We start from the raw sequence: 21,409 nt of genomic DNA, 5'->3' as shown, positions 1-21,409 counted from the left end.
CGACTGAACGCGGCTCTCACGTACCGCGTGACGCCCCGGGCACGCGCGACGGGAGCGGAACGGGTGACGTCACCCGTTCCGCTCCCGTCGCGCCTGCGTGCTCACCGGCACGTCACGCGGTACGTGAGAGCCGCGTTCAGTCGGTGTCCACGTCCTGGCGCAGCACCTTGCCGTTGGTGGCGTCCACGTCCACGGTGGCCTTGTCCCAGTTGTCGGTCGACACGACGTCCACGGACCACATGACCTTCTGGTCGTCGCTCTCGTCGAGCTCGACGTGGGTCACGGTGCCCTTGGCCTTGCCGGTGGCCGCCTTGACGGCCTGCTCCGGCGTCTGGGTCGCCTTGCTCAGCCGGTCGGCGACCTGCTGCTTGTCGTCCGCGTCCTGGTCCTCGGCCTGAGTGCGGAAGACCTTCCCGGAGACCGCGTCGACGTCGATCCGGTGCACGGTGCCGTCGGGGGCGGCGACCTTGGCCTCCCACTCCGGGGCGCCCTGGCTGGGGGCCGGGTTGGGCATGCTCGGGCTGGGCGAGCCGGTCGACGCGGTGGCCTCGGCGGAGGTGCGCTTGAGTTCGAGGTCGACGAGCTTGCCCTCGGGGACCTCCTTGACGGCGGTGTCGGCCGCCTTGTCCCAGGTGACCTTCGCCATCGGGACCAGGGCCTTGCGCTCGGCCTGGTCCTCGTTCAGGGAGGGGGAGGGGGATGCGGTGTTGGTGGGGGATCCGGTGGGGGAAGTGGTCTGAGCCGCCTCGGCGACACTGGAGCGTGTCGTGTCGGCGTTCGTGCAGCCGGTCATCAGGAGGACGGAACTGCCCAGGGCGCAGATGGCGGCCATCGAACGAAGAGGCGGGAGACGTCGCACAGAGCTCATGCTGCTGTCCGTAACCGTATGACCTGCTTGTCATACGGGTTTGGGTGGAAAACCACCGCAATGGCGGACACGGTCGGCGCCCCGCTTGAACAACCTCCGCGCGGGTATCCGCAGTTCACTGTTCAGCGATCTTCCGGAAGGAGTCCGACGTGGACGAGCGGCAGGCGCCCGACGGGGGCGGTCCCGGTGACCTCGAACCGGGCACTCGGCAGCGCGCGCAGTTGCGCACCCGCCTTTCCGACATCGCGTGGACGGCGTTGTGCGTCGTGCTCGCCCTTTGGGCCGTGTGGGCCCTCGTCGGTGTCGCGCGGGGCGCGACCGCGTGGGCGTACTGCGTCGTGGCCTGGGTGCTCCTCGCCGCGGCCCTGGCGCTGCGGACGCTCGCGGCGCGGCGCAGGGTGTCCTTGTAGCGGACCCGCGGCTCACGCGCGGGCGGGGAGCGCCGCCCCCACGGCCCGGTGCACGGCCCGGGCCAGCCGGGCGCCCCACTCGGAGCGGGGACCGGCGAAGGAGTGGACCTCGGTGCCGGCCCGCGGGGCGCGGGCGGCGACGCACACGGCGTCCGTGGGGGTGCCGGAGCAGTCCAGGCCCGCTTCCAGCAGCGCCTGGACCTTGGCCTCGGTCGCCGTCGTCACGGCGTTGACCAGCGCGGCGTCGCTCAGCGCGACGGGCAGCGCCGCGACGATGTTGATCGTGCCCACGGCGGCGGCCCCGGCGGCGCCCTCCCCGGGCGAGGCCGCCCAGCCGCGCACCGAGACGCCCGCGGTGACGACGGCCTCCACGCCACCGTCCCGCGCGTGGCCGGCGGCCGAGACGTCGGCCGCGGTCATCAGACCCACCCCCGGCCCGCCGGCGCCGGCGGCGCGGGCCAGACCGGCCAGGTGCCGGGCCGGGTCGGTGCGCCGGTAGCCGTGCGACACCTGGGCGTTGAGCACCCATGCCCGCTCCGCGATCCCACCGCCCAGCACCGCGCTGCTGACCATCCGCCAGCCCGGTCCCGGCCGCCACAGCAGGGCGTGCAGCCGCTCACCGTCCTCCTCACGCGTCAGACGCTCCGGGTTCAGCAGCGGGGACCCGGTACGGGGCGGGGGCAGGAGGGCGGGCACGGGTCGGGACTCCTTGCGGCGACGAGGGAGGGGGAAACGGGAGCGCGGGGCGAGGACGGGGCGGGGAGCGGACCGGGCGATCGTACTCAGCGCGGGAGCGCACCGGACGGGCCGGCCGCCTCGGTCACGGGCGCGTTGCGGACCCGGGGCCGGGCACTTTCACTGAACACAACCTCGCCGCCAGGCGACCGATCGGAGGCCGCGATGCTGTCCCACACACTGGAGCGTGGGGTTTTGGTCATCACGGTGGACCAGGACCCGGGAATCGACGGGCGGGCCGCGCTGACCACGCACATCACCAACCTGGTGGACGCCCATCAGCCGACGCCGGTCGTCATCGTCCTCGCCGATCAGGCCGCCGGTCACGCCGCGGTCAGCGCCGTGCTCCGCGCCCACCAGTGGTGCGGCCGGCTGGGCGTCCTGATGTGCGTCGTCACGCACAGCGCGCCCGTCCGGCGACTGCTGGAGAACAACGCCGACAGCTCCGGTCCGCGCCTGGTCGTGCACGCCCGCGTCGACACCGCCATCACCACCGCGTTCACCGCAGCGGCCTAACGCCCGCGCGGATCTCGGCGGCCGCCCGCCCGCTAGAGCCGGGCGAGCCAGAGGTCCGGGCCGAAGACCTCGTAGTGGACGGCCTCGGCGGGCACCGAGCGGCGCAGCAGGTCGCCGCGGACGGCGCGCATGAAGGGCAGCGGTCCGCACAGGTAGGCGGTGAGCCCGGCGGGCAGGTCGAGGCCGGTGAGATCGGCGCGCCCGGCCGATGCGTGAGGCGCCTGGTCACCGGGCTCCTCGTACCAGAGGTGGAGCCGGGCGCCCGGCAGCGCGCGCACCAGGTCGAGGTGCTCCTGCCGGTGGGCGTGGTCGGCGGGGCTGCGGTCGGCGTGGACGACGGTCACCGGGCGGCTGTCGCCGGTGGTGGCCAGGTGGTCCAGCACGGACAGCATCGGGGTGACGCCGATCCCGGCTGAGGCCAGCAGCAGCGGGGAGTCGCCCCGCTCCAGGGCCAGGTCGCCGAACGGCTCGGACACGGTGAGCACGTCGCCCTCGCGTGCGTGCGCGTGCAGCCAGGAGGAGACCTCGCCGTCGGGCCGGCCGTCGCCCTGGACGCGTTTGACGGTGATGCGCCGGTCGGGCCGCCCGGGCGCGGCGGACAGGCTGTACTGGCGGATCTGCCGGGCGCCGTCCGGGAGTTCGCACCGGACGCCGACGTACTGGCCGGGACGGAAGGGCGTCACGGGACGGCCGTCGGCCGGCCGGAGCACGAAGGAGACCGCGTCGGTGCTCTGCCGGCGCCGCTCGACGATCTCCATGCGCCGCCAGACCGCACCCTCGGCGACCCCGGCCCGCTGGTAGAGGCGGGTCTCGATGGCCACGAGGGCGTTGGCCATCAGCCAGTAGACCTCGTCCCAGGCCGCGACGACCTCGGGGGTGACGGCGTCACCGAGGACCTCGGCGATCGCGGCGAACAGATGGCGGTGGACGACCTCGTACTGGTCCGAGGTGACGCCCAGCGAGGCGTGCTTGTGCGCGATCCGGGACAGGAGCACGTCCGGACGGGCCTCGGGGCGCTCCAACAGCAGGCCGGCGAACGCGGCTATGGAACCCGCCAGGGCCCGCTGCTGCTCGCCGCCGGCCTGGTTCCCGCGGTTGAACAGGTCCCGCAGCAGCTCGGGGTGGGCGTCGAACAGCTTCCGGTAGAACAGCGTGGTGATGTCACCGATGGCCGCGCCCACCGCCGGGAGGGTGGCCCGGACCACGGGGACTGACTGTTCGGAGAGCACAGCGACTCCTTAATCGGTGAGTGATATTCGCGTTTTGGGTCGCGGGTCGGCGCCTGGCAGACCGCCCCACCGGCTATCCGGTGGGGCGGTCTGTCAGGCCGAGCAGGACCGGACCGGTCGGCGAGGCCACCAGGTCCGCCACGGTCAGTGGATCGAGCGCGCCGTAGAACGCCTCCTGGGCGTCCCGGAGCGCACCGCGCAGCCGGCAGGCCGCCCGCAGCGGGCACGGCGCATCGCCGTCGCAGGCGACCACTTCCCCGTCGCCCTCCAGCTCGCGCACCAGCCAGCCGATCGAGGCGTGACGCCCCAGACCGGTGAGCACCAACCCGCCGCCGCGGCCGCGCCGCGCCTCCACGACGCCCAGGTGCTGGAGGCGGGTGACCGCCTTCGCCGCGTGCGTGTACGGCACGCTCATGACCTCGGCCACCTCGCGGGTGGTCAGCGGGTCGTCGCCGTCTCTCACGACCGCCAGGCGCATGACGGAACGCAGCGCCAGGTCGGTGAACTTCGTCAGCCGCACAGCCGGGACGCTATCAAATACGCATAATGGAGTCGTGTTTACTTACGGCGATGGCCCTGTGGAGTGCGTCACGCGACGCGGGACGGACGGTGACACCTGATGGCAGCGGAAGACGACGGCTCCCCCGCGCAGACGCCGCGCCCGCCCCACCCGCGCGTGCTGTGCGACACCGCGCGGCTCCCGTCCCCGGACGGCGGCGCCCGGGCGGGCGCGCTGTGGAAGCTCGCCGAACCGGGCCGGCAGCTGGACGCCAACGTCGTCCGTCTCCCGGCGGAGGGACGGGTCGGCACGCACACCGAACCGGACCTCGACGTCCTGCTGCTCGTCCTCGACGGCGAGGCTCTCCTCGTCGGCACCGACGGGGAGAGCCCCCTGCGCGCGGGCGTCCTGACCTGGCTGCCGCACGGCTCGACCCGGGCCGTCGTCGCCGGCCCGGACGGGGTGACGTACCTGACGGTGCACCGGCGGCGTCCGGGGATGCGGATCCGGCCGCCGGGCGACGCGGACCGCCTGCGGCCCGGCGGCGCCTGAGCCGGGGCGGCCGGACGGCCGGACGGGCGCGGTCCCGGCCGGCCGGGGAAGCCGTCGGGGCCGACCACGGGCGCCGTCGAGTCGCACCCGGCCCGTGTCCGCACCAAGCTGGACGTGGGCTTGCGCACCACCTCGGTCGACGCCGTCCTGGTCTCCTTGGGCGCCGGTCCGGTGCGCCCGCCGCCCTCGGGGCACTCGTGCCGGGAACGAGAGGAAACGGTATGGAGGACTGGCGCGGGTTCGCGCAGCAGATGGCGTCGCTGGCACGGGATCTGCTCGCCCAGGAATCGGTGAACGCGACGCTGGAGCGGATCACCGCTTCGGCCACGGAACTGGTGGAGGACTGCGACGCCGCCGGCATCCTCGTCCTGCGCGACAAGCAGGTGCGGTCGCTCGCGCCGACCCACCAGGTGGTCGTCGACAGCGACGAGCTCCAGGGACGTGTCGGCGAGGGCCCGTGCTTCGACGCGGCGCGCACCGCAGCGGGGCAGCGGCACTTCCGGATCGCCGACTTCACCCACGAGGCGCGGCGGTGGCCCAAGTACGTACCCGAGGCCCGCAAGCTGAACCTGGGCAGCATGATGGGCTTCCTGCTCTTCACCGAGGACGAGAACCTCGGGGCGCTGAACCTCTACTCCTTCCGGCCCGGCGCGTTCACCGAGTCCGACGAGACGGCGGGCTGGCTGCTCGCCTCGCACGCCGCGGTCGCCTTCTCCAGCGCCCGTACGCACGCCCAGTTGCAGGAGGCCATCGGCACCCGGCACACCATCGGCGAGGCCATGGGCATCCTCATGGGCCGGCACCGCCTCACCGAGGACCAGGCCTTCGCCACGCTCCGCCGGTACTCGCAGGACCGCAACGTGAAACTCCGCGAGGTCGCCCGCCGGGTCTGCGAGGAGGGCGGCCTCACCTGAACACCCCGCGGTGGCGGCCCCTCGGCCGGACGACCGGGCCCCGGCGGGGACTCGGGGCATGCGGCCGGGGGCAGCGGGCAGACGTCAGCGATGACCTTGGCCGACTTCCTCTTCGCCGTGCTCGGGGCGGGTGCGCTCGCCGCGGCCGTGCTGCCCCGGCTGGTGGCCGGGCGGCCGTTGTCCATGCCGCTGGTCTTCCTGGCCGGCGGGGTAGCGCTGCACCTGATGGCGGCGCCGCTGCCGGAGATCGACCTCGTACGCGACCGGGTGTGGGTGGAGCACCTCGCCGAGATCTGCGTGATCATCTCCCTGATGGGCGCCGGGCTCGCGCTGAACCGTCCCTTCGGGGCGCGCCGCTGGCAGGCCACCTGGCGGCTGATCGGCATCACCATGCCGCTGACCGTCGCCGTCACCGGGCTGCTGGCCTGGTGGCTGCTGGACTGGCCGCCCGCCGCCGCGCTGCTGCTCGCGGCCGTCCTCGCCCCCACCGACCCGGTGCTCGCCTCCGAGGTGCGGGTGGGCGCGCCCACCGACTCCGAGCACGACGAGGACGAGGCACGGTTCGCGCTCACCAGCGAGGCGGGGCTCAACGACGGCCTCGCCTTCCCCGTCGTCATGGCGGCGACCGCGCTGGCCGCGGCGGCGGGCACGGGCGTGTCCGGCGACTGGGTCGGGCACTGGCTGCTGGTCGACGTGCTGTACGGATGCGTGGTCGGCGTGCTGGCGGGCCTGGCGGTCGGCAAGCTGCTCGGCTGGCTGTTCTTCCGCGCCGGCCGGCGGTCGGTACGCCTGTCCGAGCACCGGGAGGGATTCGTCGCCCTCGGCGCCACCTTCCTCTCCTACGGCATCACCGAACTCGCCCACGGCTACGGCTTCCTGGCCGTCTTCGTCACCGCCTGCCGCATCCGTGCCGCCGAACGCGACCACGGCTACCACGCCGTGCTGCACGACTTCGTCGAGCAGATCGAACGGCTGCTGACCGCCGGGATCCTCTTCCTCCTCGGCGTGTGTGTCGCGCAGGGCGCCCTGTCCGACCTGACCTGGCGGGGCGCGGCCGTCGGTCTGCTGCTCCTGCTCGTCACCCGGCCGCTGACCGGCTGGGCCGCGCAGTTCGGTACGGCGGCAGGCCCCCGGGAGCGCCTCGTGACCGCCTTCTTCGGCATCCGTGGCATCGGCTCGCTGTTCTACCTCGCCCACGCGCTCGGCACGGAGGGCTTCCACGTGCCCGCCGGGGAGTTGTGGGCCGTGGTGGCCTTCACCGTGGTCACCTCCGTCGTCCTGCACGGCGTGACCGCCTCCCCGGCGATCTCCCGACTGGACCGGCTGCGGCTGCTGCGGGCCCGGGGCCGCGGGGATGCCGGGCGGGCGCCTGACGGGGCCGAGGTGGCCGGCGAGCGCCTGTGACGCCCCGCGCGGACAGAACTGACGCGAGTGGCTGGGGAATGGTCGCCAATTGAGCGCCAACCCCTCTCGTTTCGATCACGAACTCTCGTATAGTGATCGCCAGTTGTGTGCCGTGCGACAGCGCACACGCGCCCCCATGGACGACACGAGGGCCGCCCCGGTGGCCTGGCGAGGACCCGATTGATGACCGCGCCCGCCCGCCCCGGCGACCGATCCGCTTCCCGTGCTCTCGCCTCCGTGGCCCTGCCCTGCCTGGTGGTCTCGGCACTCGCCGTCGGCGGGGCCGTCGCCGCCGCGCCCGCCTCGGTACGGCTTCCGCTCGGCCTCGGCGGCAGTGCCGCGGCGATCCTGCTCTGCGTCGCCGTGACGGTGGCCGTGCACGCCGTGCGGCGGGAGCGGGCCACACGCCGTCTGCTCGACGCCGCCCGTGCGGATGCCGCCGGGCTCGCCCAGGACCGGGCACGGCTGGCCGAGGAGGCGAGGCGGGAACAGGACCGCCTGCGCGCGGAGGCGGAGCGCCAACGGGAGCGTCTGCGGGCCGAGGCGGCCGGCGAACGGGAGCGTCTGGCGGCGGAGTTCGGCCGGGAGCGCGAAGGGCTCACCGCCGGCTTCGAGCAGGAGCGGGCGCGACTCGCCGACCTGCGGGACCAGGAGGTCGCCCGGCTCACCGAGGACACCGCGCGGCTGCGGGCCCGGCTGGACCGGGCGACCGGTGAGCGCGCCGCCGCCGTCGCCGCGACCGCCAACGCGGCCGCCCGGATGCAGGCGCTGGCCACCGGCATGCTCGCCGACCTGCGCGCCATGGAGGAACGGCACGGCGACGAGGACGTCCTGGCGGACCTGCTGCACCTCGACCACCGCACCGCGCAGGCGGGCCGGCTCGCCGACTCCGTCGCCGTCCTCACCGGTGCCCGCTCCGGGCGGCGGTGGGCGCGGCCCATCCGCATGGAGTCCATCCTGCGCGGCGCGATGGGCCGCATCGCCGGCTACCAGCGGGTGCGCGTCCACTCGGCCAGCGGCGCCGCGGTCGCCGGGCACGCGGCCGAGGGCGTCATGCACGCGCTGGCCGAACTCCTCGACAACGCCGCGAACTTCTCCCCGCCGACCGCCGAGGTCCACGTGTACGTCGAGGAGGTGCCGGCCGGGGTCATCGTGTCCGTGGAGGACAGCGGACTGGTGATGGGCGAGGTGCAACTGCGCCGGGCCCAGCGGGCGGTGTCCGGCGAGACCGACGGGATCGGGGGTCTGACCGGCACCCGGCTGGGCCTCGCCGTGGTGGGCCGACTGTCGGCCAAGTACGGGCTGAAGGTGTCCTTCCGACCGTCCGCGCGTGGCGGTACGGGGGTGCTGATGCTCATCCCCCAGGACATCCTGAGCGGTCCGGCCGCGGCCGGCCGCCCGGCGGCGTCCCCGCCACTCGCTCTTCCCGCCGGCGCGCCGCACCCCGCCGAGCCCGCGTCCGGCACCGGCCGCGGGGGCACCGGGCCGACGCCGGCCGGCGATGGTGCCGGGGCCCACGAGCGGCTGCCCGCCACCGAGCCCGGGGCCCAGAGTTCACTGCCGGCCACCGAGCCCGGGGCCCAGGATTCCCTGCACGCCACCGGACCCCACGCCGGTGCCCCGCCGTCTGCCACCGAGCCCCACACCGACGGTTGGCTGCACGCCACCGACATCGAGGCTCACGAGCGGCTGCCGGACCACGCGCCGGCAGCCCCCGAGCCGTCGACCGCCCGCACCTCCGCGGGCCGCGCGCCGGACGCGGCGGGCGCCGCGGTCGGGCCCGTCGAGGCGGTCCCCGCGCTGCCCAAGCGCCGCCGTGGCCGTACCCTCGCGGCCGCCGAACACGCGCGGGCGGGCAGCCCGTCCGCCGAGCCGCGCCCCGCTCCGCCGGCCGGCGACGCGAAGGAGCGTGCCGCCCGCTTCAGCAGCTTCCGCCAGGCGGTCCGGGCCACCTCCCGACCCGACCGGCGGGACGACGCCCCGCAGACCGACCCCGCCCCGGCCGAGACGGCCCCCGACCACCCGTCCCACTCCCCCGCGCACCCGGAAGGCGACACCACTCCATGACCGGCTCGACCACCGCCGACGAGAAGCTCACCTGGCTCATCGAGGGCCTCCTGGAGCGCACGCCGGGCGCGCGGCACGCACTCGTCCTGTCCCGCGACGGCCTCAAACTGTGCCGTACCCCGGAGCTGTCCGTCGACCAGGCGGACCAGCTCGCCGCGATCGCCGCCGGCATCCAGTCGCTCTCCCACGGCGCGTCCGTGGAGTTCGGCGACGGCAGCGGCGGGGTCCGCTCGGCCATGACCGAGTTCTACGGTGGGATCCTGTTCATCGTGGAGGCGGGCGAGGGCGCGCACCTGGCCGTGGTCACCTCCGAGGACGCCGACGCGGGCCTGGTCGGGCACAACATGAGCGAGCTGGTCGAACAGCTCGGCGAGCACCTCACCGCGCCGCCCCGCACGTCATGAGCCGCCCCGGCAGGGACGACGCACCCGACCGTCTGTACACCGTCACCCAGGGACGCAGCCGGTCGGGCCCCGGCAACCCCTTCGACCTGGTCACCCTCGTCGTCGCCGAGTGCGAGCCGGCGCCCGGCATGCAGTCGGAGCACAGGGCGATCCTGGAGCTGACCGAGGCCCCCACCGCCGTGGTGGAGATCGCCGCCGAACTGCGGCTCCCGGTGAGCATCACCAAGATCCTGCTCTCCGACCTGCACGCCGCCGGCCGGGTGAGCGCACGCCACCCGCGCACGGCCGCCGTCCCCGATCCCGACATCCTGGAGCAGGTGCTCGTTGGACTCCGCAATCTCTGACGCCCGCACGCCAGCGCGTACACCGCTGGGTGCGTCCGCCGACAACGGCCTGAAGATCGTGATCGTGGGCGGGTTCGGCGTCGGCAAGACGACCCTGGTCCGCTCGGTCAGCGAGATACGCCCCCTCAACACCGAGGAGACGATGACGCGGGCCGGCGAGGCGGTCGACGACACCAGCGAGGTGCGCGGCAAGACCGCGACGACCGTGGCCTTCGACTTCGGGCGCATCAGCCTCGACGCCCGCAACGTGCTGTACCTGTTCGGCGCGCCCGGCCAGGAGCGGTTCTGGTTCCTGTGGGACCGGCTGTTCTCGGGCACGCTCGGCGCGGTGGTCCTGGTCGACACCCGCCGCATCGACGAGTCCTGGTACGCCATCGACCGCCTGGAGCACCACGGCACGCCCTTCATCGTGGCCTGCAACGACTTCGGCGGCCCCCCTCACCCGCCCGAGGCTGTGCGCGAGGCCCTCGACCTCGACCCGCGGGTGCCCCTCCTCTTCTGCGACGCCCGGTCCCGCGAGTCCGGCAAGCAGGTGCTGATCACGCTGGTCGAGCACCTCCAGGCGTGTTACGCCGCCCAGCCCCGACAGGAGTTCGTGTGAGCACCGACGCCACCGACGCCGTACCGCTCAGCGGCCCCCGCTTCCAGACCGAACCCGCCCTGCTGTACCGGCGGATGCGACGCGAGCACGGCGCCGTCACCCCGGTGCTGCTGGACGGGGACGTGCCCGCCTGGCTGGTGCTCGGTTACCGCGAACTGCACCAGGTGACCGGCGACCCGGTGCTCTTCAGCCGGGACTCCGACCTGTGGAACCAGTGGGAGAACATCCCCGACGACTGGCCTCTGCTGCCGATGATCGGCCGCAAGCAGCCGTCGATCCTCTACACGGTCGGCGAGCGGCACCGCGAACGCGCCGCCATGATCAGCGACGCGCTGGAGTCCGTCGACCCGCACGTCCTGCGCGGCCACGCCGAACGGTTCGCCGACGAACTCGTCGACCGGCTCTGCGCCAAGGGCGAGGCCGACCTCGTGGGCGACTACGCCATGCTGCTGCCCGTGCGGGTCCTGGCCCAGCTGTACGGCTTCTCCGACGAGCAGGGTCCGGCGCTCGTCACCGCCCTCAACGACATGATCGACGGCCGGGAGCGGGCCATCGCCGGCCAGACGCACCTGGCCACGTCGATGGCGGGCCTCCTCGCCGACCGGAAGGCGGCGCCCGCCGACGACGTCGCCTCCCGGATGCTGGCCGACGAGGGCGGCTTCAGCGAGGAGGAGGTCGCCCAGGACCTGATGGTGATGCTGGCCGCGGGCCACCAGCCGACCGCGGACTGGATCGGCAACTCGCTGCGTCTGATGCTGACCGACGAGCGCTTCGCCGCCTCGCTCTTCGGCGGCCGCAACAGCGTCGCGGAGGCGATGAACGAGGTGCTGTGGGAGGACACGCCCACGCAGAACGTGGCCGGACGCTGGGCGTCGCGCGACACGCGGCTCGGCGGACGCCGCATCCGCGCCGGCGACCTGGTGCTGCTCGGCCTCCAGGGCGCCAACTCCGACCCGCAGGTCCGCACCGACGGCTCCGCGCTCACCGGCGGCAACAACGCCCACTTCTCCTTCGGCCACGGCGAGCACCGCTGCCCCTTCCCCGCGCAGGAGGTCGCCGAGGTCATCGCGCGGACGGGTATCGAGGTCGTCCTCGACCGGCTGCCGGACATCGACCTGGCCGTACCGGCCGGGTCCCTCACCCGTCGCCCCTCGCCCTGGCTGCGGGGGCTGACCGAGTTGCCCGTGCGCTTCACCCCGACCACTGCCCTGGGAGGCACGTCAGCATGACGACCGGCACCGAAGAGGCCCGGATCCCGCTGGATCCGTTCGTCACCGACCTGGACGGCGAGAGCGCCCGGCTGCGCGCGGCGGGACCGCTCGCCGCCGTGGAGCTGCCGGGCGGCGTGCCCGTCTGGGCGGTCACCCACCACGCGGAGGCCAAGGCCCTGCTCACCGACCCGCGCCTGGTGAAGGACATCAACGTGTGGGGGGCGTGGCAGCGCGGCGAGATCCCCGCCGACTGGCCGCTGATCGGGCTGGCCAACCCGGGCCGGTCCATGCTGACCGTGGACGGCGCCGAGCACCGGCGGCTGCGTGCCCTGGTGGCGCAGGCGCTCACGGTGCGACGGGTGGAGCACATGCGCAAGCGGATCACGGAGCTGACCGACCGGCTGCTCGACGAGCTGCCCGCGGACGGCGTCGTCGACCTCAAGGCGGCCCTCGCCTATCCGCTGCCGATGTACGTCATCGCGGACCTGATGGGCATCGAGGAGGCGCGGCTGCCGCGGCTGAAGGAGCTGTTCGAGAAGTTCTTCTCGACGCAGACGCCGCCCGAGGAGGTCGTCGCGACCCTCACCGAGCTAGCCGGGATCATGGCCGACACGGTCGCCGCCAAGCGCGCCGAGCCCGGCGACGACCTCACCAGCGCGCTGATCCAGGCGTCCGAGGGCGGCGACCACCTCACCGACGCGGAGATCGTCTCCACGCTCCAGCTGATGGTGGCCGCCGGACACGAGACCACGATCTCGCTCATCGTGAACTCCGTGGTCAACCTGTCCACGCACCCCGAGCAGCGGGCCATGGTGCTCGCCGGGGAGGCGGACTGGTCGGCGGTGATCGAGGAGACGCTGCGCTTCTCGACCCCGACCTCGCACGTCCTGATCCGCTTCGCGACCGAGGACGTCCCGGTCGGCGACCGGGTGATACCGGCCGGGGACGCGCTGATCGTGTCGTACGGGGCGCTGGGGCGGGACGAGCGGGCGCACGGTCCGACGGCGGGGGCGTTCGACATCACCCGGACCTCGCCGAACCGGCACATCTCGTTCGGTCACGGGCCGCACGTCTGCCCCGGTGCCGCCCTGTCCCGGCTGGAGGCCGGCGTGGCGCTCCCCGCGCTCTACGCCCGCTTCCCGCGGCTGGACCTGGCGGTGCCGGCGTCGGAGCTGCGCAACAAGCCGGTGGTCACGCAGAACGACCTCTTCGAGCTGCCGGTCAGGCTGGCGTGACGGCGGCACGGCGTGACAGCGGCACCGCGTGACGGCGTAGCGGCGTGACGGCGTGACGGCGTAGGAGCCCGACAACGCCACGGCGCCGCGGCGTCCGAGCGGCCGGGACCACGGCGGTCCCGGCCGCTCGGGCGTTTGCTCCCGGCCCTGCGGGTAACTCCGGCATTCCGGACGCCGACCCCCGGGAGTCGCCATGTGGAAGCGCAAGGGCAGGAAGGGCCGCCGGACCGCCGAGCCGGTCCCCCTGGAGCTGTGCGACCTGTGCGCCAGGGTCTTCCCCGCGGACGAGTCCGTCGGCGGCTACGTGCCGGACTCCTCCGCGGCGCACGCCGCCGGCGAGCGGTTCGACGGGCTGCGGCTGATCACCGCGTGCTGCGACGACCACTTCGACGTCGTCAAGGACGGGTACGCCCACCGGCCCTTCGTCGAGGAGGAGCTGTGGGCCGCGAAGCTCACGCGGGCGCTGACCACCGGCCCGCCGGCCCTCTCCATGGAGCAGCTCGGCTGCCGCACCGGCCTCCAGGAGCCGCAGATACGCGCCGCCATCGCCTGGCACAACGCCCGCATGCGTGATCAGCAGCGCATGGATCCCTGAGCCGCTCCCCCGCGCCGTTCGGCCCATGCGGAGGACGTCGGGCGGTCCGGTGCGGGCGTCCGGGTGGCACCACGTTTGTCGGGCCCCGCGACGGGTCACTCAGTTCCGCGTCCGCGCCATCGAAGGGACCCGCCCGAGGAGCATCCCGTGAACCGCTTCCGGCAGCCGTTCCACCGTGTGTGGGACCGGTTGGCCGCGTCCGCCCTCGTGCGGCGCGGCCGGGACCTGGAGCTGATGCACCGGGCGATGGGCTTCGCCACGCTCGCGCTGGTCACGCTGGCCCCGCTGCTGATCGTGGTGGCCGCCTTCGACCCTCTGGGCCGGGGCGGTTTCGCGTCCTGGCTGGCCGACGGGATGGGGTTGTCCGGCCGGTCCGCCCGGGTGCTGACGGACATCATCAGCCCGCCGACGAAGATCGTCGGCACCACGAGTGTGTGGGGCGGCATCGCGCTCGCCGTGTTCGGCGTGTCCTTCGCGGCGAGCGTGCAGAACGGCTACGAGCGCATCTGGGAACTGCCCTCGGGGCCCTGGCACCGCGTCTGGCGCCAGCTGACCTGGGTGGTCATGCTGACCGTCTACCTCTACCAGGAGGTGCAGACGCGGACCGCCCTGCACGGCTCGGTACGGATCGCGCTGTCCACGGCCACCGGCATGCTGTTCTTCTGGTGGGGGCAGCACTTCCTGCTGGGGAGCCAGGTCCGCTGGCGGGACCTGGTGCCGGGGGCCGTCGCGACCATGGTGGGTCTGATCGGCCTGCGCGGTTTCTCCTACCTCGTCTTCACCCCGCTCATCCTCGACAACGCCATCAGCTACGGCACGGTCGGCATCGTGCTGGTGGTGGAGTCCTGGCTGATCGGGGTCGGGTTCGTCGTCTTCGGCGGCGCGATGGTCGGCCACTGGTTCTGCGAGCACCACTGGTGGACCCGGAACATCGACCGGGAGGGACGGGAGTGATCCCGCGCCGGGCTCGTCGTCGAAGGCACCGTGCGCGCCGTGGCCGGCGGGGTCGGCGGGGTCCGTCCCGCGCCTACCGCGGTGGCGCCGCCGTGCTCGCCCGGGGCACCAGGCGGGTCGGTACGAGCGTCGTGCCCCGCTCCGGGCCGTCCTGGCGCATCTTTCGCAGCACGGCCTCGACGCAGAGCCGTCCCACCTCCGCGAAGTCCTGGTGCACGGTGGTCAGCGGCGGCAGGAAGGAGCCGGACTCGGGGATGTCGTCGAAACCGATGACGCTGACGTCCTCGGGGACGCGCCGCCCGCGTTCGTGCAGGGCGCGCAGCAGGCCGAGGGCCATCTGGTCGTTGGCCGCGAAGACGGCCGTGCACTCCTCTCGGGCGGCGAGTTCCAGGCCGGCCCGGTGGCCGGACTCCGCCGACCAGTCGCCCCGCACCAGCGGCGGCGGGGTGCGGCCGGCCTCGGCGAGCGTGTCCCGCCAGGCGTCGGCGCGGCGCTGGGCGGCGAAGGAGCCCTCGGGTCCGCCCAGGTGCCACACGGTGTCGTGCCCGAGGTCCAGCAGGTGGCGCACGGCGGCGCGGGTCCCCCCGGCCTGGTCGGTGTCGACGACCGTGTAGTGGTCACCGGCGTCCGAGTCGACCACGACGACCTGGACGTGGGGCGGCAGTTTGAGCGTCGCCGCGTCCAGCAGGTGGACCTCCATGATGACGATCACCGCGTCGACGGCGAGTTCCTCCAGCCGGGAGAAGGCACCCCGCACCTCGTCCTGGGTGGGGACGGCGACCGGCAGCAGCGTGACCGCGTACCCCTCGTTCGCCGCCGAGGTCGCGATGGCCTCCAGCGTGCGCACGTTGCCCGTGGTGGCCAGCGAGAAGGTGATCACGCCGATGGTGCGGAACTCACCGCGCTTGAGGGCGCGCGCCGCGCTGTTGGGCCGGTAGCCCAGCTCCTTCATGGCCGCCAGCACCTGCTGCCGGGTCTCCTCGGTCACGCCCGCGTAGCCGTTGGAGACGCGGGAGACGGTCTGCGAGGAGACCCCCGCGAGGCGGGCCACGTCGGCCATGGACGCCGTCGGCACCCGGCCGCCCCGCCGGCGTCGCGCTCCCGCGTCCGCGACTTCCTCAGCCGTGTCCACTGCCGTCCGCCACCCCTCTGCCACTGTCCGGTTCCGGCCCTGAAGGACCCTTGACCGTCGTCCTCGGGGCAGTGTAGACATGCCGCCATCACATGTTTACGTAAACATAACACCACGCCGCTCAACGGAATCACTCAGGAACCACCATGCGCGACCGCGTGATGTTTGCGTAAACATCACGCGGTTCCAAGGCTCCAGGACGCTCCGGGACGCTTCGGGACAGGGACGAGCGAGGAACGACATGACGACGCTGCAACCACCGGCCGCCGCACCGCGGCCGGCCCCGCCCCCGGTGAGGCGGGACCGCCGTTCCTGGACGGGGTGGGGCTTCCTCGCCCCCTTCGTGGCCGTGTTCGCCCTGGTCTTCCTCGCTCCGATCGCGTACTCGGTCTACCTCAGCCTCTTCCGCGACCAGCTCATCGGCGGGACCACCTTCGTCGGCCTGGACAACTACGGGCAGGCACTCCAGGACGACCGCTTCTGGGCCTCGCTCGGCCGGGTCGCGCTCTTCCTCGCCGTCCAGGTGCCGGTCATGCTGGGCATTGCGCTGCTGGTGGCGCTGGCGCTGGACAGCGGACGCCTCTACGGCCGGGACTTCTTCCGCGTCTCGATCTTCCTGCCGTACGCCGTGCCCGCCGTGGTCGCCACCCTGATGTGGGGCTTCATGTACGGCTCCCGCTTCGGCCTGGTCGGCGACATCAACGGCGCGCTGGGCGTCTCACTGCCCGACCCGCTCTCCCCCGACCTGGTGCTGGCCTCCATCGGCAACATCGTGACCTGGGAGTTCGTCGGCTACAACATGCTGATCTTCTACTCGGCGCTGCGAGTCGTCCCGCACTCGCTGTACGAGGCCGCCCAGATCGACGGCGCCGGGCAGATCCGCGTGATCACCGCCATCAAGCTCCCGGCCATCCGCGGTGCCCTCGTGATCGCGACGATCTTCTCGATCATCGGCAGCTTCCAGCTCTTCAACGAACCCAGCATCCTCCAGCCGCTGGCGCCCAACGCGATCACCACCGACTACACGCCGAACTCCTACACGTACTCGCTGTCCTTCAACGGCCAGCAGCACAACTACTCCGCGACGGTCGCCATCGTCATGGGCCTGATCACGATGGTCATCGCCTACGTCGTCCAGCTGCGCGGCATGCGCAAGGGAGTGTGAGCAGCGATGACCAGTCCCGTCGTCACCGCCTCCGGCCGTACCGCGACCGCGCCGACCGGCGCCCCCGGCTCCGCGCCCCGGCTGCGCGCCCCCCGCCGCCGGCACTCGGCCGACAAGCCCCGCCGCAGCGTCCTGCTGACCCTGCTCACCTCACTGGTGCTCCTCTACAGCCTGGTCCCGCTGATCTGGCTGGCGGTCAGCGCCACCAAGACGCAGGAGGGGCTGTCGCGTTCCTTCGGTCTCTGGTTCGACCGCGACTTCGCGCTGTGGGAGAACCTGAGCCGGACGTTCACCTACGACGACGGCGTCTTCACCCGCTGGCTGCTGAACACCCTGCTGTACGTGGGGCTGGGCGCGGGGGGCGCCACCTTCCTCGCGGTGCTGGGCGGTTACGCGCTGGCCAAGTTCGACTTCCCCGGCCGGCGTGCCGTGTTCGCCGTCGTCATCGGCGCGGTGGCCGTGCCGGGTACGGCGCTGGCGGTGCCCACCTTCCTGATGTTCAGCGAGATGGGGCTGACCAACACACCCTGGGCGGTGATCGTCCCGTCCCTGATCTCGCCGTTCGGCCTGTACCTGATGTGGGTGTTCGCCACCGAGGCCGTCCCGGCCGAGCTGATGGAGGCCGCCCGCATCGACGGCGCCGGCGAGGTGCGCACGTTCTTCCAGGTCGCCCTGCCGCTGCTGGCGCCCGGCATCGTCACCGTCCTGCTCTTCTCCATGGTCGCGACCTGGAACAACTACTTCCTGCCGCTGGTCATGCTCAAGGACCCCGACTGGTATCCGCTGACCCTGGGGCTGAACAGCTGGAACGCCCAGGCCGCGACCGCCGGCGGCGAGCCCGTCTTCAACCTGGTCGTCACCGGGTCGCTGATCACCATCCTGCCGCTGATCGCCGCGTTCCTGCTGCTGCAGCGGTACTGGCAGTCCGGACTCGCCGCCGGAAGCGTCAAGGAATAGCCGCCCGCCAGCCCTTTCCCTCGAAGAAGTGGAAGCTCGCCCATGCACAAGCACTCGCGCCGCCTGCTGCGCGGCATCGGCCTCGTCTGCGCCCTCGTCCTGGGGGCGACCGCCTGCGGCGGCTCCGACGACGGGGGGCCGGACCGGAAGCCGGTCTCCCAGGACGACATCCAGGCGGCCCTGAAGAAGGGCGGCACCGTCACGGTCTGGGCGTGGGAGCCCACGCTGAAGCAGGTGGCGGCCGACTTCGAGAAGAAGCACCCCGGGGTCGAGGTGAACCTCGTCAACGCGGGCACCAACGCCGACCAGTACACCGCTCTGCAGAACGCGATCTCGGCGAAGAAGGGCGTCCCGGACGTCGCCCAGATCGAGTACTACGCGATGGGCCAGTACGCGCTGACGAAGCAGCTCACCGACCTCACGTCCTTCGGCGCCGACAAGCTCTCCGCCAAGTTCTCCCCCGGCCCGTGGAACGGGGTGAAGGCCGGCTCCGACGGCGTCTACGCGCTGCCGATGGACTCCGGCCCGATGGCGCTGTTCTACAACAAGAAGGTCTTCGACAAGTACGACATCGAGGTGCCGACCACCTGGGCCGAGTACCTGGACGCCGCGCGGGCCCTGCACAAGGCCGACCCGAAGGCGTACATCACCGCCGACACCGGCGACGCCGGGTTCGCCACCAGCCTGCTGTGGCAGGCCGGTTCACGCCCGTACAAGGTGGACGGCACCGAGGTGAGGATCGACTTCTCGGACCGGGGCGCGAAGGCGTTCACCGACGTCTGGCAGCAGCTCATCGACGAGAAGCTGCTCGCCCCCGTCACCAGTTGGACCGACGACTGGTACAAGGGCCTCGGCGACGGCACCATCGCCACCCTCGCCAGCGGCGCCTGGATGCCCGCCAACTTCGCCTCCGGCGTGAAGGACGCGGCGGGTGACTGGCGGGCCGCCCCGCTGCCGCAGTGGACGGCCGGCGCCAAGGCGAGCGCGGAGAACGGCGGCAGCGCGCTCGCCCTGCCGGAGCTGGGGAAGAACGAGGCGCTGGCCTACGCCTTCGTCGAGTACGCGAACGCGGGCGACGGCGTGCGGACCCGCCTGGAGAACGGCGCCTTCCCCGCGACCACGGCGGACCTGCGGTCCACCGCGTTCCAGGACACCGCGTTCCCCTATTTCGGCGGCCAGAAGGCCAACAAGGTCTTCGCCGAGTCGGCCGCGAACGTCGCCGACGACTGGTCGTACCTGCCCTACCAGGTGTACGCGAACTCGATCTTCAACGACACCGTCGGCAAGGCCTACGTCTCCGGCACCACGCTGACCGAGGGCCTGAAGTCCTGGCAGGAGGCGTCGGTCGAGTACGGCAACGACCAGGGCTTCACCGTCGGGAAGTAGCACAGGCAGCGCACGCTGCGGCGGCCCGCGGGGCCGGCGGCGCCCCTCACGCACCGCCGGCCCCGCGCCGCACGCACCACACCGGAAGGACCGCCATGATCTCCACCCTCCTGTCCCGCCTCCAGCACGGGCCGGACGGTGCCCCCCGCGCCCGTCTCCTCTACGGCGCCGACTACAACCCCGAGCAGTGGCCCCGGGAGGTGTGGGACGAGGACGTACGGCTGATGCGCGAGGCCGGCGTCAACATCGTCTCGCTGGCCATCTTCTCCTGGGCCCGCATCCAGCCGGGTCCCGACACCTGGGACTTCGCCTGGCTCGACGAGGTCATGGACCTCCTGCACCAGCACGGCATCGGGGTCGACCTGGCCACCGCCACCGCCTCCCCGCCGCCCTGGCTGACCACCGCCCACCCGGAGATCCTCCCGGTCACCGACCGGGGTGAGACCCTGTGGCCGGGGGCGCGCCAGCACTGGCGCCCGACCTCGCCCGTCTTCCGGGAGCACGCGCTGCGCCTGGTCCGCCGGATGGCGACCCGCTACGCCGGCCACCCGGCCCTGGTCGCCTGGCACGTCAACAACGAGCTGGGCTGCCACAACGTCTACGACTTCTCCGACGACGCGGCCCGCGCCTTCCGCGACTGGCTGCGCGCCCGGTACGGCACCCTGGACGCCCTCAACCACGCGTGGGGCACGGCCTTCTGGTCGCAGCGCTACAGCGACTGGGAGCAGATCCTGCCGCCGCGGCTGGCCGCCTCCCACCCCAACCCGACCCAGCAGCTGGACTTCAAGCGCTTCTCGTCGGACGCGCTCAAGGACCACCTGCGCGCGGAACGGGCGGTCCTGCGGGAGCTGACGCCCGACGTCCCCGTCACCACCAACTTCATGGTGATGCCCGGCACCAAGGGCATGAACTACGCGGACTGGGCCCACGAGGTGGACTTCGTCGCCAACGACCACTACGTCGTGCCCCGGCCCCAGGACCGCGACGAGCTGTCGTTCTCGGCGAACCTCACCAGCGGCATCGCGGGCGGCCGGCCCTGGTTCCTGATGGAGCACTCCACCAGCGCCGTGAACTGGCAGCCCGTCAACCAGCCCAAGCGGCCGGGCGAACTGGCCCGGGACTCGCTGACGCACGTGGCGCACGGTGCCGACGCGGTCTGCTTCTTCCAGTGGCGCCAGTCGGCGGCCGGCGCCGAGAAGTACCACTCGGCGATGGTCCCGCACGCCGGTGCCGACAGCGACCTGTTCCGCGCGGTCACCGCGCTCGGTGCCACGCTCGAGGCGCTGGCACCGGTGGCCGGCAGCGAGCGGGAGCCCGCCGAGGTCGGCATCCTCTTCGACTGGGAGTCGTGGTGGGCGAGCGAGCAGGACTCGCACCCCACCTCGCTGCTCGAATACCACCGGGAGGCGCTCGACTGGTACTCGGCACTGCTCGCCCTCGGCGTCCGCGCCGACGTCGTCACCACCGGCGCCGACCTGGGCCGCCACCGGGTGCTGATCGCGCCCGTACTGCACCTGGTCCCGGCGCCGCTCGCCAAGGACCTCACCCGGTACGCCGAGCAGGGCGGGCACCTGGTCACCACGTACTTCTCCGGTGTCGTGGACGAGAACGACCACGTCTGGCTCGGCGGCTACCCGGGCGCCCTGCGGGACCTGCTGGGCGTCCGCGTCGAGGAGTTCGGTCCGCTGCCGGCCGGGCGGACGGTGGAGCTGGACGACGGGAGCACCGGCGGCCTGTGGACCGACCACGTCACGGTCACCCCCGGCACCGAGGTCCTGGCCCGCTACCGCACCGGCACCCACGCGGGCCGCCCGGCCGTCACCCGGCGCCCGGCGGGCAGCGGCTCCGCCGCCTACGTCTCCACCCGGCTCGGCGCCGACGGGCTCGCGTCGCTGCTGCCGCGGCTGCTGGAGCCGGCCGGCGTGGCGAGCGAACTGCCCGCCGAGGTGCGCGGGTCGGTCGAGACCACCGTGCGGCGCGGTCCCGGGGGGCGGTTCCTGTTCCTGGTCAACCGGACCGACCGGACCGTCACCGTCCCGGGGCTCGGCGGCGAGGTCCTGGTGGGCGGCACCGGTGACGACGGCGCCGTGGTCCTCGCGCCCCGGGACGTCGCCGTACTGCGCACCTCCACCGCCTGAGCGCGCGCCGGCACGGTCCGAGCCCGCCCCGCATCGTCCCGCACCTCCCAGCACCATCCCGTACCACCCCGGTCTCCCCGGAGCGGCACCTGT

At 73.1% G+C, this 21,409-nt stretch carries 22 protein-coding genes; 17 read left to right on the top strand and 5 right to left on the bottom strand.

Translation table 11 applies throughout. The features are described from left to right. Positions 1 to 136: 136 nt before the first annotated feature. Positions 137 to 868: a PepSY domain-containing protein gene (locus ACFIF2_RS30565; protein WP_395576496.1), complete on the bottom strand. Its 732-nt coding sequence runs from the start codon at positions 866 to 868 to the stop codon at positions 137 to 139. 149 nt (positions 869 to 1,017) lie between these two features. Between ACFIF2_RS30565 and ACFIF2_RS30560 the strand changes: the two genes are divergently transcribed. Next, positions 1,018 to 1,278, top strand: coding sequence for a hypothetical protein (locus ACFIF2_RS30560; protein ID WP_395576495.1), 261 nt, complete (start codon positions 1,018 to 1,020; stop codon positions 1,276 to 1,278). 12 nt (positions 1,279 to 1,290) lie between these two features. Here ACFIF2_RS30560 and ACFIF2_RS30555 read toward each other — a convergent pair whose 3' ends face one another. Further along, the gene (locus ACFIF2_RS30555) at positions 1,291 to 1,974 is read right to left on the bottom strand and encodes an adenosylcobinamide amidohydrolase (protein WP_395576494.1); all 684 of its coding nucleotides are present in this window, start codon (positions 1,972 to 1,974) and stop codon (positions 1,291 to 1,293) included. A gap of 204 nt (positions 1,975 to 2,178) precedes the next feature. Here ACFIF2_RS30555 and ACFIF2_RS30550 point away from each other — a divergent pair, with 204 nt between their 5' ends. Further along, positions 2,179 to 2,529 (top strand): hypothetical protein, encoded by a 351-nt coding sequence (locus ACFIF2_RS30550; protein ID WP_395576493.1) that lies wholly within the window; start codon positions 2,179 to 2,181, stop codon positions 2,527 to 2,529. Positions 2,530 to 2,561: 32 nt separating this feature from the next. Here the strand turns inward: ACFIF2_RS30550 and ACFIF2_RS30545 are convergent, their stop codons facing one another. Together ACFIF2_RS30545 and nsrR are read right to left on the bottom strand one after the other, a co-directional pair. After that, the gene (locus tag ACFIF2_RS30545) at positions 2,562 to 3,758 is read right to left on the bottom strand and encodes a globin domain-containing protein (protein WP_395576492.1); all 1,197 of its coding nucleotides are present in this window, start codon (positions 3,756 to 3,758) and stop codon (positions 2,562 to 2,564) included. Positions 3,759 to 3,831: 73 nt separating this feature from the next. Next, on the bottom strand, positions 3,832 to 4,278 hold the full coding sequence (gene nsrR, locus ACFIF2_RS30540) for a nitric oxide-sensing transcriptional repressor NsrR (RefSeq protein WP_395576491.1): 447 nt from the start codon (positions 4,276 to 4,278) through the stop codon (positions 3,832 to 3,834). 99 nt (positions 4,279 to 4,377) lie between these two features. Here nsrR and ACFIF2_RS30535 point away from each other — a divergent pair, with 99 nt between their 5' ends. The 11 genes from ACFIF2_RS30535 to ACFIF2_RS30485 all read left to right on the top strand — a co-directional run bounded on the left by ACFIF2_RS30535 (position 4,378) and on the right by ACFIF2_RS30485 (position 14,538). Then, positions 4,378 to 4,809, top strand: a complete 432-nt coding sequence (locus tag ACFIF2_RS30535) for a hypothetical protein (protein WP_395576490.1) — start codon at positions 4,378 to 4,380, stop codon at positions 4,807 to 4,809. Positions 4,810 to 5,030: 221 nt separating this feature from the next. After that, positions 5,031 to 5,723: a GAF and ANTAR domain-containing protein gene (locus ACFIF2_RS30530; protein ID WP_395576489.1), complete on the top strand. Its 693-nt coding sequence runs from the start codon at positions 5,031 to 5,033 to the stop codon at positions 5,721 to 5,723. Between the two features lie 90 nt (positions 5,724 to 5,813). Further along, positions 5,814 to 7,127: a cation:proton antiporter gene (locus ACFIF2_RS30525; RefSeq protein WP_395576488.1), complete on the top strand. Its 1,314-nt coding sequence runs from the start codon at positions 5,814 to 5,816 to the stop codon at positions 7,125 to 7,127. A gap of 183 nt (positions 7,128 to 7,310) precedes the next feature. Next, positions 7,311 to 9,194 (top strand): ATP-binding protein, encoded by a 1,884-nt coding sequence (locus ACFIF2_RS30520; protein WP_395576487.1) that lies wholly within the window; start codon positions 7,311 to 7,313, stop codon positions 9,192 to 9,194. Further along, on the top strand, positions 9,191 to 9,598 hold the full coding sequence (locus tag ACFIF2_RS30515) for a roadblock/LC7 domain-containing protein (RefSeq protein ID WP_395576486.1): 408 nt from the start codon (positions 9,191 to 9,193) through the stop codon (positions 9,596 to 9,598). Before ACFIF2_RS30520 ends, ACFIF2_RS30515 begins: the two co-directional genes overlap by 4 nt. Further along, positions 9,595 to 9,942 carry a DUF742 domain-containing protein gene (locus tag ACFIF2_RS30510; protein WP_395576485.1) on the top strand — a complete coding sequence of 116 codons (348 nt, stop codon included), beginning with the start codon at positions 9,595 to 9,597 and terminating at the stop codon, positions 9,940 to 9,942. Before ACFIF2_RS30515 ends, ACFIF2_RS30510 begins: the two co-directional genes overlap by 4 nt. Continuing rightward, positions 9,923 to 10,543 (top strand): GTP-binding protein, encoded by a 621-nt coding sequence (locus tag ACFIF2_RS30505; RefSeq protein WP_395576484.1) that lies wholly within the window; start codon positions 9,923 to 9,925, stop codon positions 10,541 to 10,543. The genes ACFIF2_RS30510 and ACFIF2_RS30505 overlap by 20 nt, the downstream gene beginning before the upstream one ends. Beyond that, the gene (locus tag ACFIF2_RS30500; RefSeq protein WP_395576483.1) at positions 10,540 to 11,772 is read left to right on the top strand and encodes a cytochrome P450; all 1,233 of its coding nucleotides are present in this window, start codon (positions 10,540 to 10,542) and stop codon (positions 11,770 to 11,772) included. Before ACFIF2_RS30505 ends, ACFIF2_RS30500 begins: the two co-directional genes overlap by 4 nt. Beyond that, positions 11,769 to 12,989: a cytochrome P450 gene (locus tag ACFIF2_RS30495; RefSeq protein WP_395576482.1), complete on the top strand. Its 1,221-nt coding sequence runs from the start codon at positions 11,769 to 11,771 to the stop codon at positions 12,987 to 12,989. The genes ACFIF2_RS30500 and ACFIF2_RS30495 overlap by 4 nt, the downstream gene beginning before the upstream one ends. Before the next feature lie 193 nt (positions 12,990 to 13,182). Further along, positions 13,183 to 13,584, top strand: a complete 402-nt coding sequence (locus tag ACFIF2_RS30490) for a hypothetical protein (RefSeq protein ID WP_395576481.1) — start codon at positions 13,183 to 13,185, stop codon at positions 13,582 to 13,584. 147 nt (positions 13,585 to 13,731) lie between these two features. Further along, positions 13,732 to 14,538 carry a ribonuclease BN gene (locus ACFIF2_RS30485; RefSeq protein ID WP_395576480.1) on the top strand — a complete coding sequence of 269 codons (807 nt, stop codon included), beginning with the start codon at positions 13,732 to 13,734 and terminating at the stop codon, positions 14,536 to 14,538. A 73-nt stretch (positions 14,539 to 14,611) separates the two neighbouring features. Here the strand turns inward: ACFIF2_RS30485 and ACFIF2_RS30480 are convergent, their stop codons facing one another. After that, positions 14,612 to 15,598 (bottom strand): LacI family DNA-binding transcriptional regulator, encoded by a 987-nt coding sequence (locus ACFIF2_RS30480; RefSeq protein WP_395576502.1) that lies wholly within the window; start codon positions 15,596 to 15,598, stop codon positions 14,612 to 14,614. Positions 15,599 to 15,911: 313 nt separating this feature from the next. Here ACFIF2_RS30480 and ACFIF2_RS30475 point away from each other — a divergent pair, with 313 nt between their 5' ends. The 4 genes from ACFIF2_RS30475 (at position 15,912) to ACFIF2_RS30460 (ending at position 21,316) form a co-directional block, all read left to right on the top strand. Further along, a complete protein-coding gene (locus ACFIF2_RS30475) occupies positions 15,912 to 16,835 on the top strand; it encodes a carbohydrate ABC transporter permease (protein WP_395576479.1) in 924 nt (307 codons plus the stop codon). Positions 16,836 to 16,841: 6 nt separating this feature from the next. Next, positions 16,842 to 17,792: a carbohydrate ABC transporter permease gene (locus tag ACFIF2_RS30470; protein ID WP_395576478.1), complete on the top strand. Its 951-nt coding sequence runs from the start codon at positions 16,842 to 16,844 to the stop codon at positions 17,790 to 17,792. 42 nt (positions 17,793 to 17,834) lie between these two features. Then, positions 17,835 to 19,178: an ABC transporter substrate-binding protein gene (locus tag ACFIF2_RS30465; RefSeq protein WP_395576477.1), complete on the top strand. Its 1,344-nt coding sequence runs from the start codon at positions 17,835 to 17,837 to the stop codon at positions 19,176 to 19,178. Positions 19,179 to 19,273: 95 nt separating this feature from the next. Then, positions 19,274 to 21,316, top strand: a complete 2,043-nt coding sequence (locus ACFIF2_RS30460) for a beta-galactosidase (protein WP_395576476.1) — start codon at positions 19,274 to 19,276, stop codon at positions 21,314 to 21,316. Positions 21,317 to 21,409 lie beyond the last annotated feature (93 nt).

It is taken from the genome of Streptomyces sp. BK79, assembly GCF_044142145.1.
Lineage (GTDB): Bacteria > Actinomycetota > Actinomycetes > Streptomycetales > Streptomycetaceae > Streptomyces.
The sequence above is the reverse complement of the archived record's forward strand: the minus strand, read 5'-3'. Positions and strand labels throughout refer to the sequence as shown.

Coding starts and splice junctions, on each gene's coding strand:
- ACFIF2_RS30565 (WP_395576496.1), bottom strand. CDS start 868: ATGAGCTCTGTGCGACGTCTCCCGCCTCTTCGTTCGATGGCCGCCATC.
- ACFIF2_RS30550 (WP_395576493.1), top strand. CDS start 2,179: ATGCTGTCCCACACACTGGAGCGTGGGGTTTTGGTCATCACGGTGGAC.
- ACFIF2_RS30535 (WP_395576490.1), top strand. CDS start 4,378: ATGGCAGCGGAAGACGACGGCTCCCCCGCGCAGACGCCGCGCCCGCCC.
- ACFIF2_RS30530 (WP_395576489.1), top strand. CDS start 5,031: ATGGAGGACTGGCGCGGGTTCGCGCAGCAGATGGCGTCGCTGGCACGG.
- ACFIF2_RS30525 (WP_395576488.1), top strand. CDS start 5,814: ATGACCTTGGCCGACTTCCTCTTCGCCGTGCTCGGGGCGGGTGCGCTC.
- ACFIF2_RS30520 (WP_395576487.1), top strand. CDS start 7,311: ATGACCGCGCCCGCCCGCCCCGGCGACCGATCCGCTTCCCGTGCTCTC.
- ACFIF2_RS30515 (WP_395576486.1), top strand. CDS start 9,191: ATGACCGGCTCGACCACCGCCGACGAGAAGCTCACCTGGCTCATCGAG.
- ACFIF2_RS30510 (WP_395576485.1), top strand. CDS start 9,595: ATGAGCCGCCCCGGCAGGGACGACGCACCCGACCGTCTGTACACCGTC.
- ACFIF2_RS30495 (WP_395576482.1), top strand. CDS start 11,769: ATGACGACCGGCACCGAAGAGGCCCGGATCCCGCTGGATCCGTTCGTC.
- ACFIF2_RS30490 (WP_395576481.1), top strand. CDS start 13,183: ATGTGGAAGCGCAAGGGCAGGAAGGGCCGCCGGACCGCCGAGCCGGTC.
- ACFIF2_RS30480 (WP_395576502.1), bottom strand. CDS start 15,598: ATGGCCGACGTGGCCCGCCTCGCGGGGGTCTCCTCGCAGACCGTCTCC.
- ACFIF2_RS30475 (WP_395576479.1), top strand. CDS start 15,912: ATGACGACGCTGCAACCACCGGCCGCCGCACCGCGGCCGGCCCCGCCC.
- ACFIF2_RS30470 (WP_395576478.1), top strand. CDS start 16,842: ATGACCAGTCCCGTCGTCACCGCCTCCGGCCGTACCGCGACCGCGCCG.
- ACFIF2_RS30465 (WP_395576477.1), top strand. CDS start 17,835: ATGCACAAGCACTCGCGCCGCCTGCTGCGCGGCATCGGCCTCGTCTGC.
- ACFIF2_RS30460 (WP_395576476.1), top strand. CDS start 19,274: ATGATCTCCACCCTCCTGTCCCGCCTCCAGCACGGGCCGGACGGTGCC.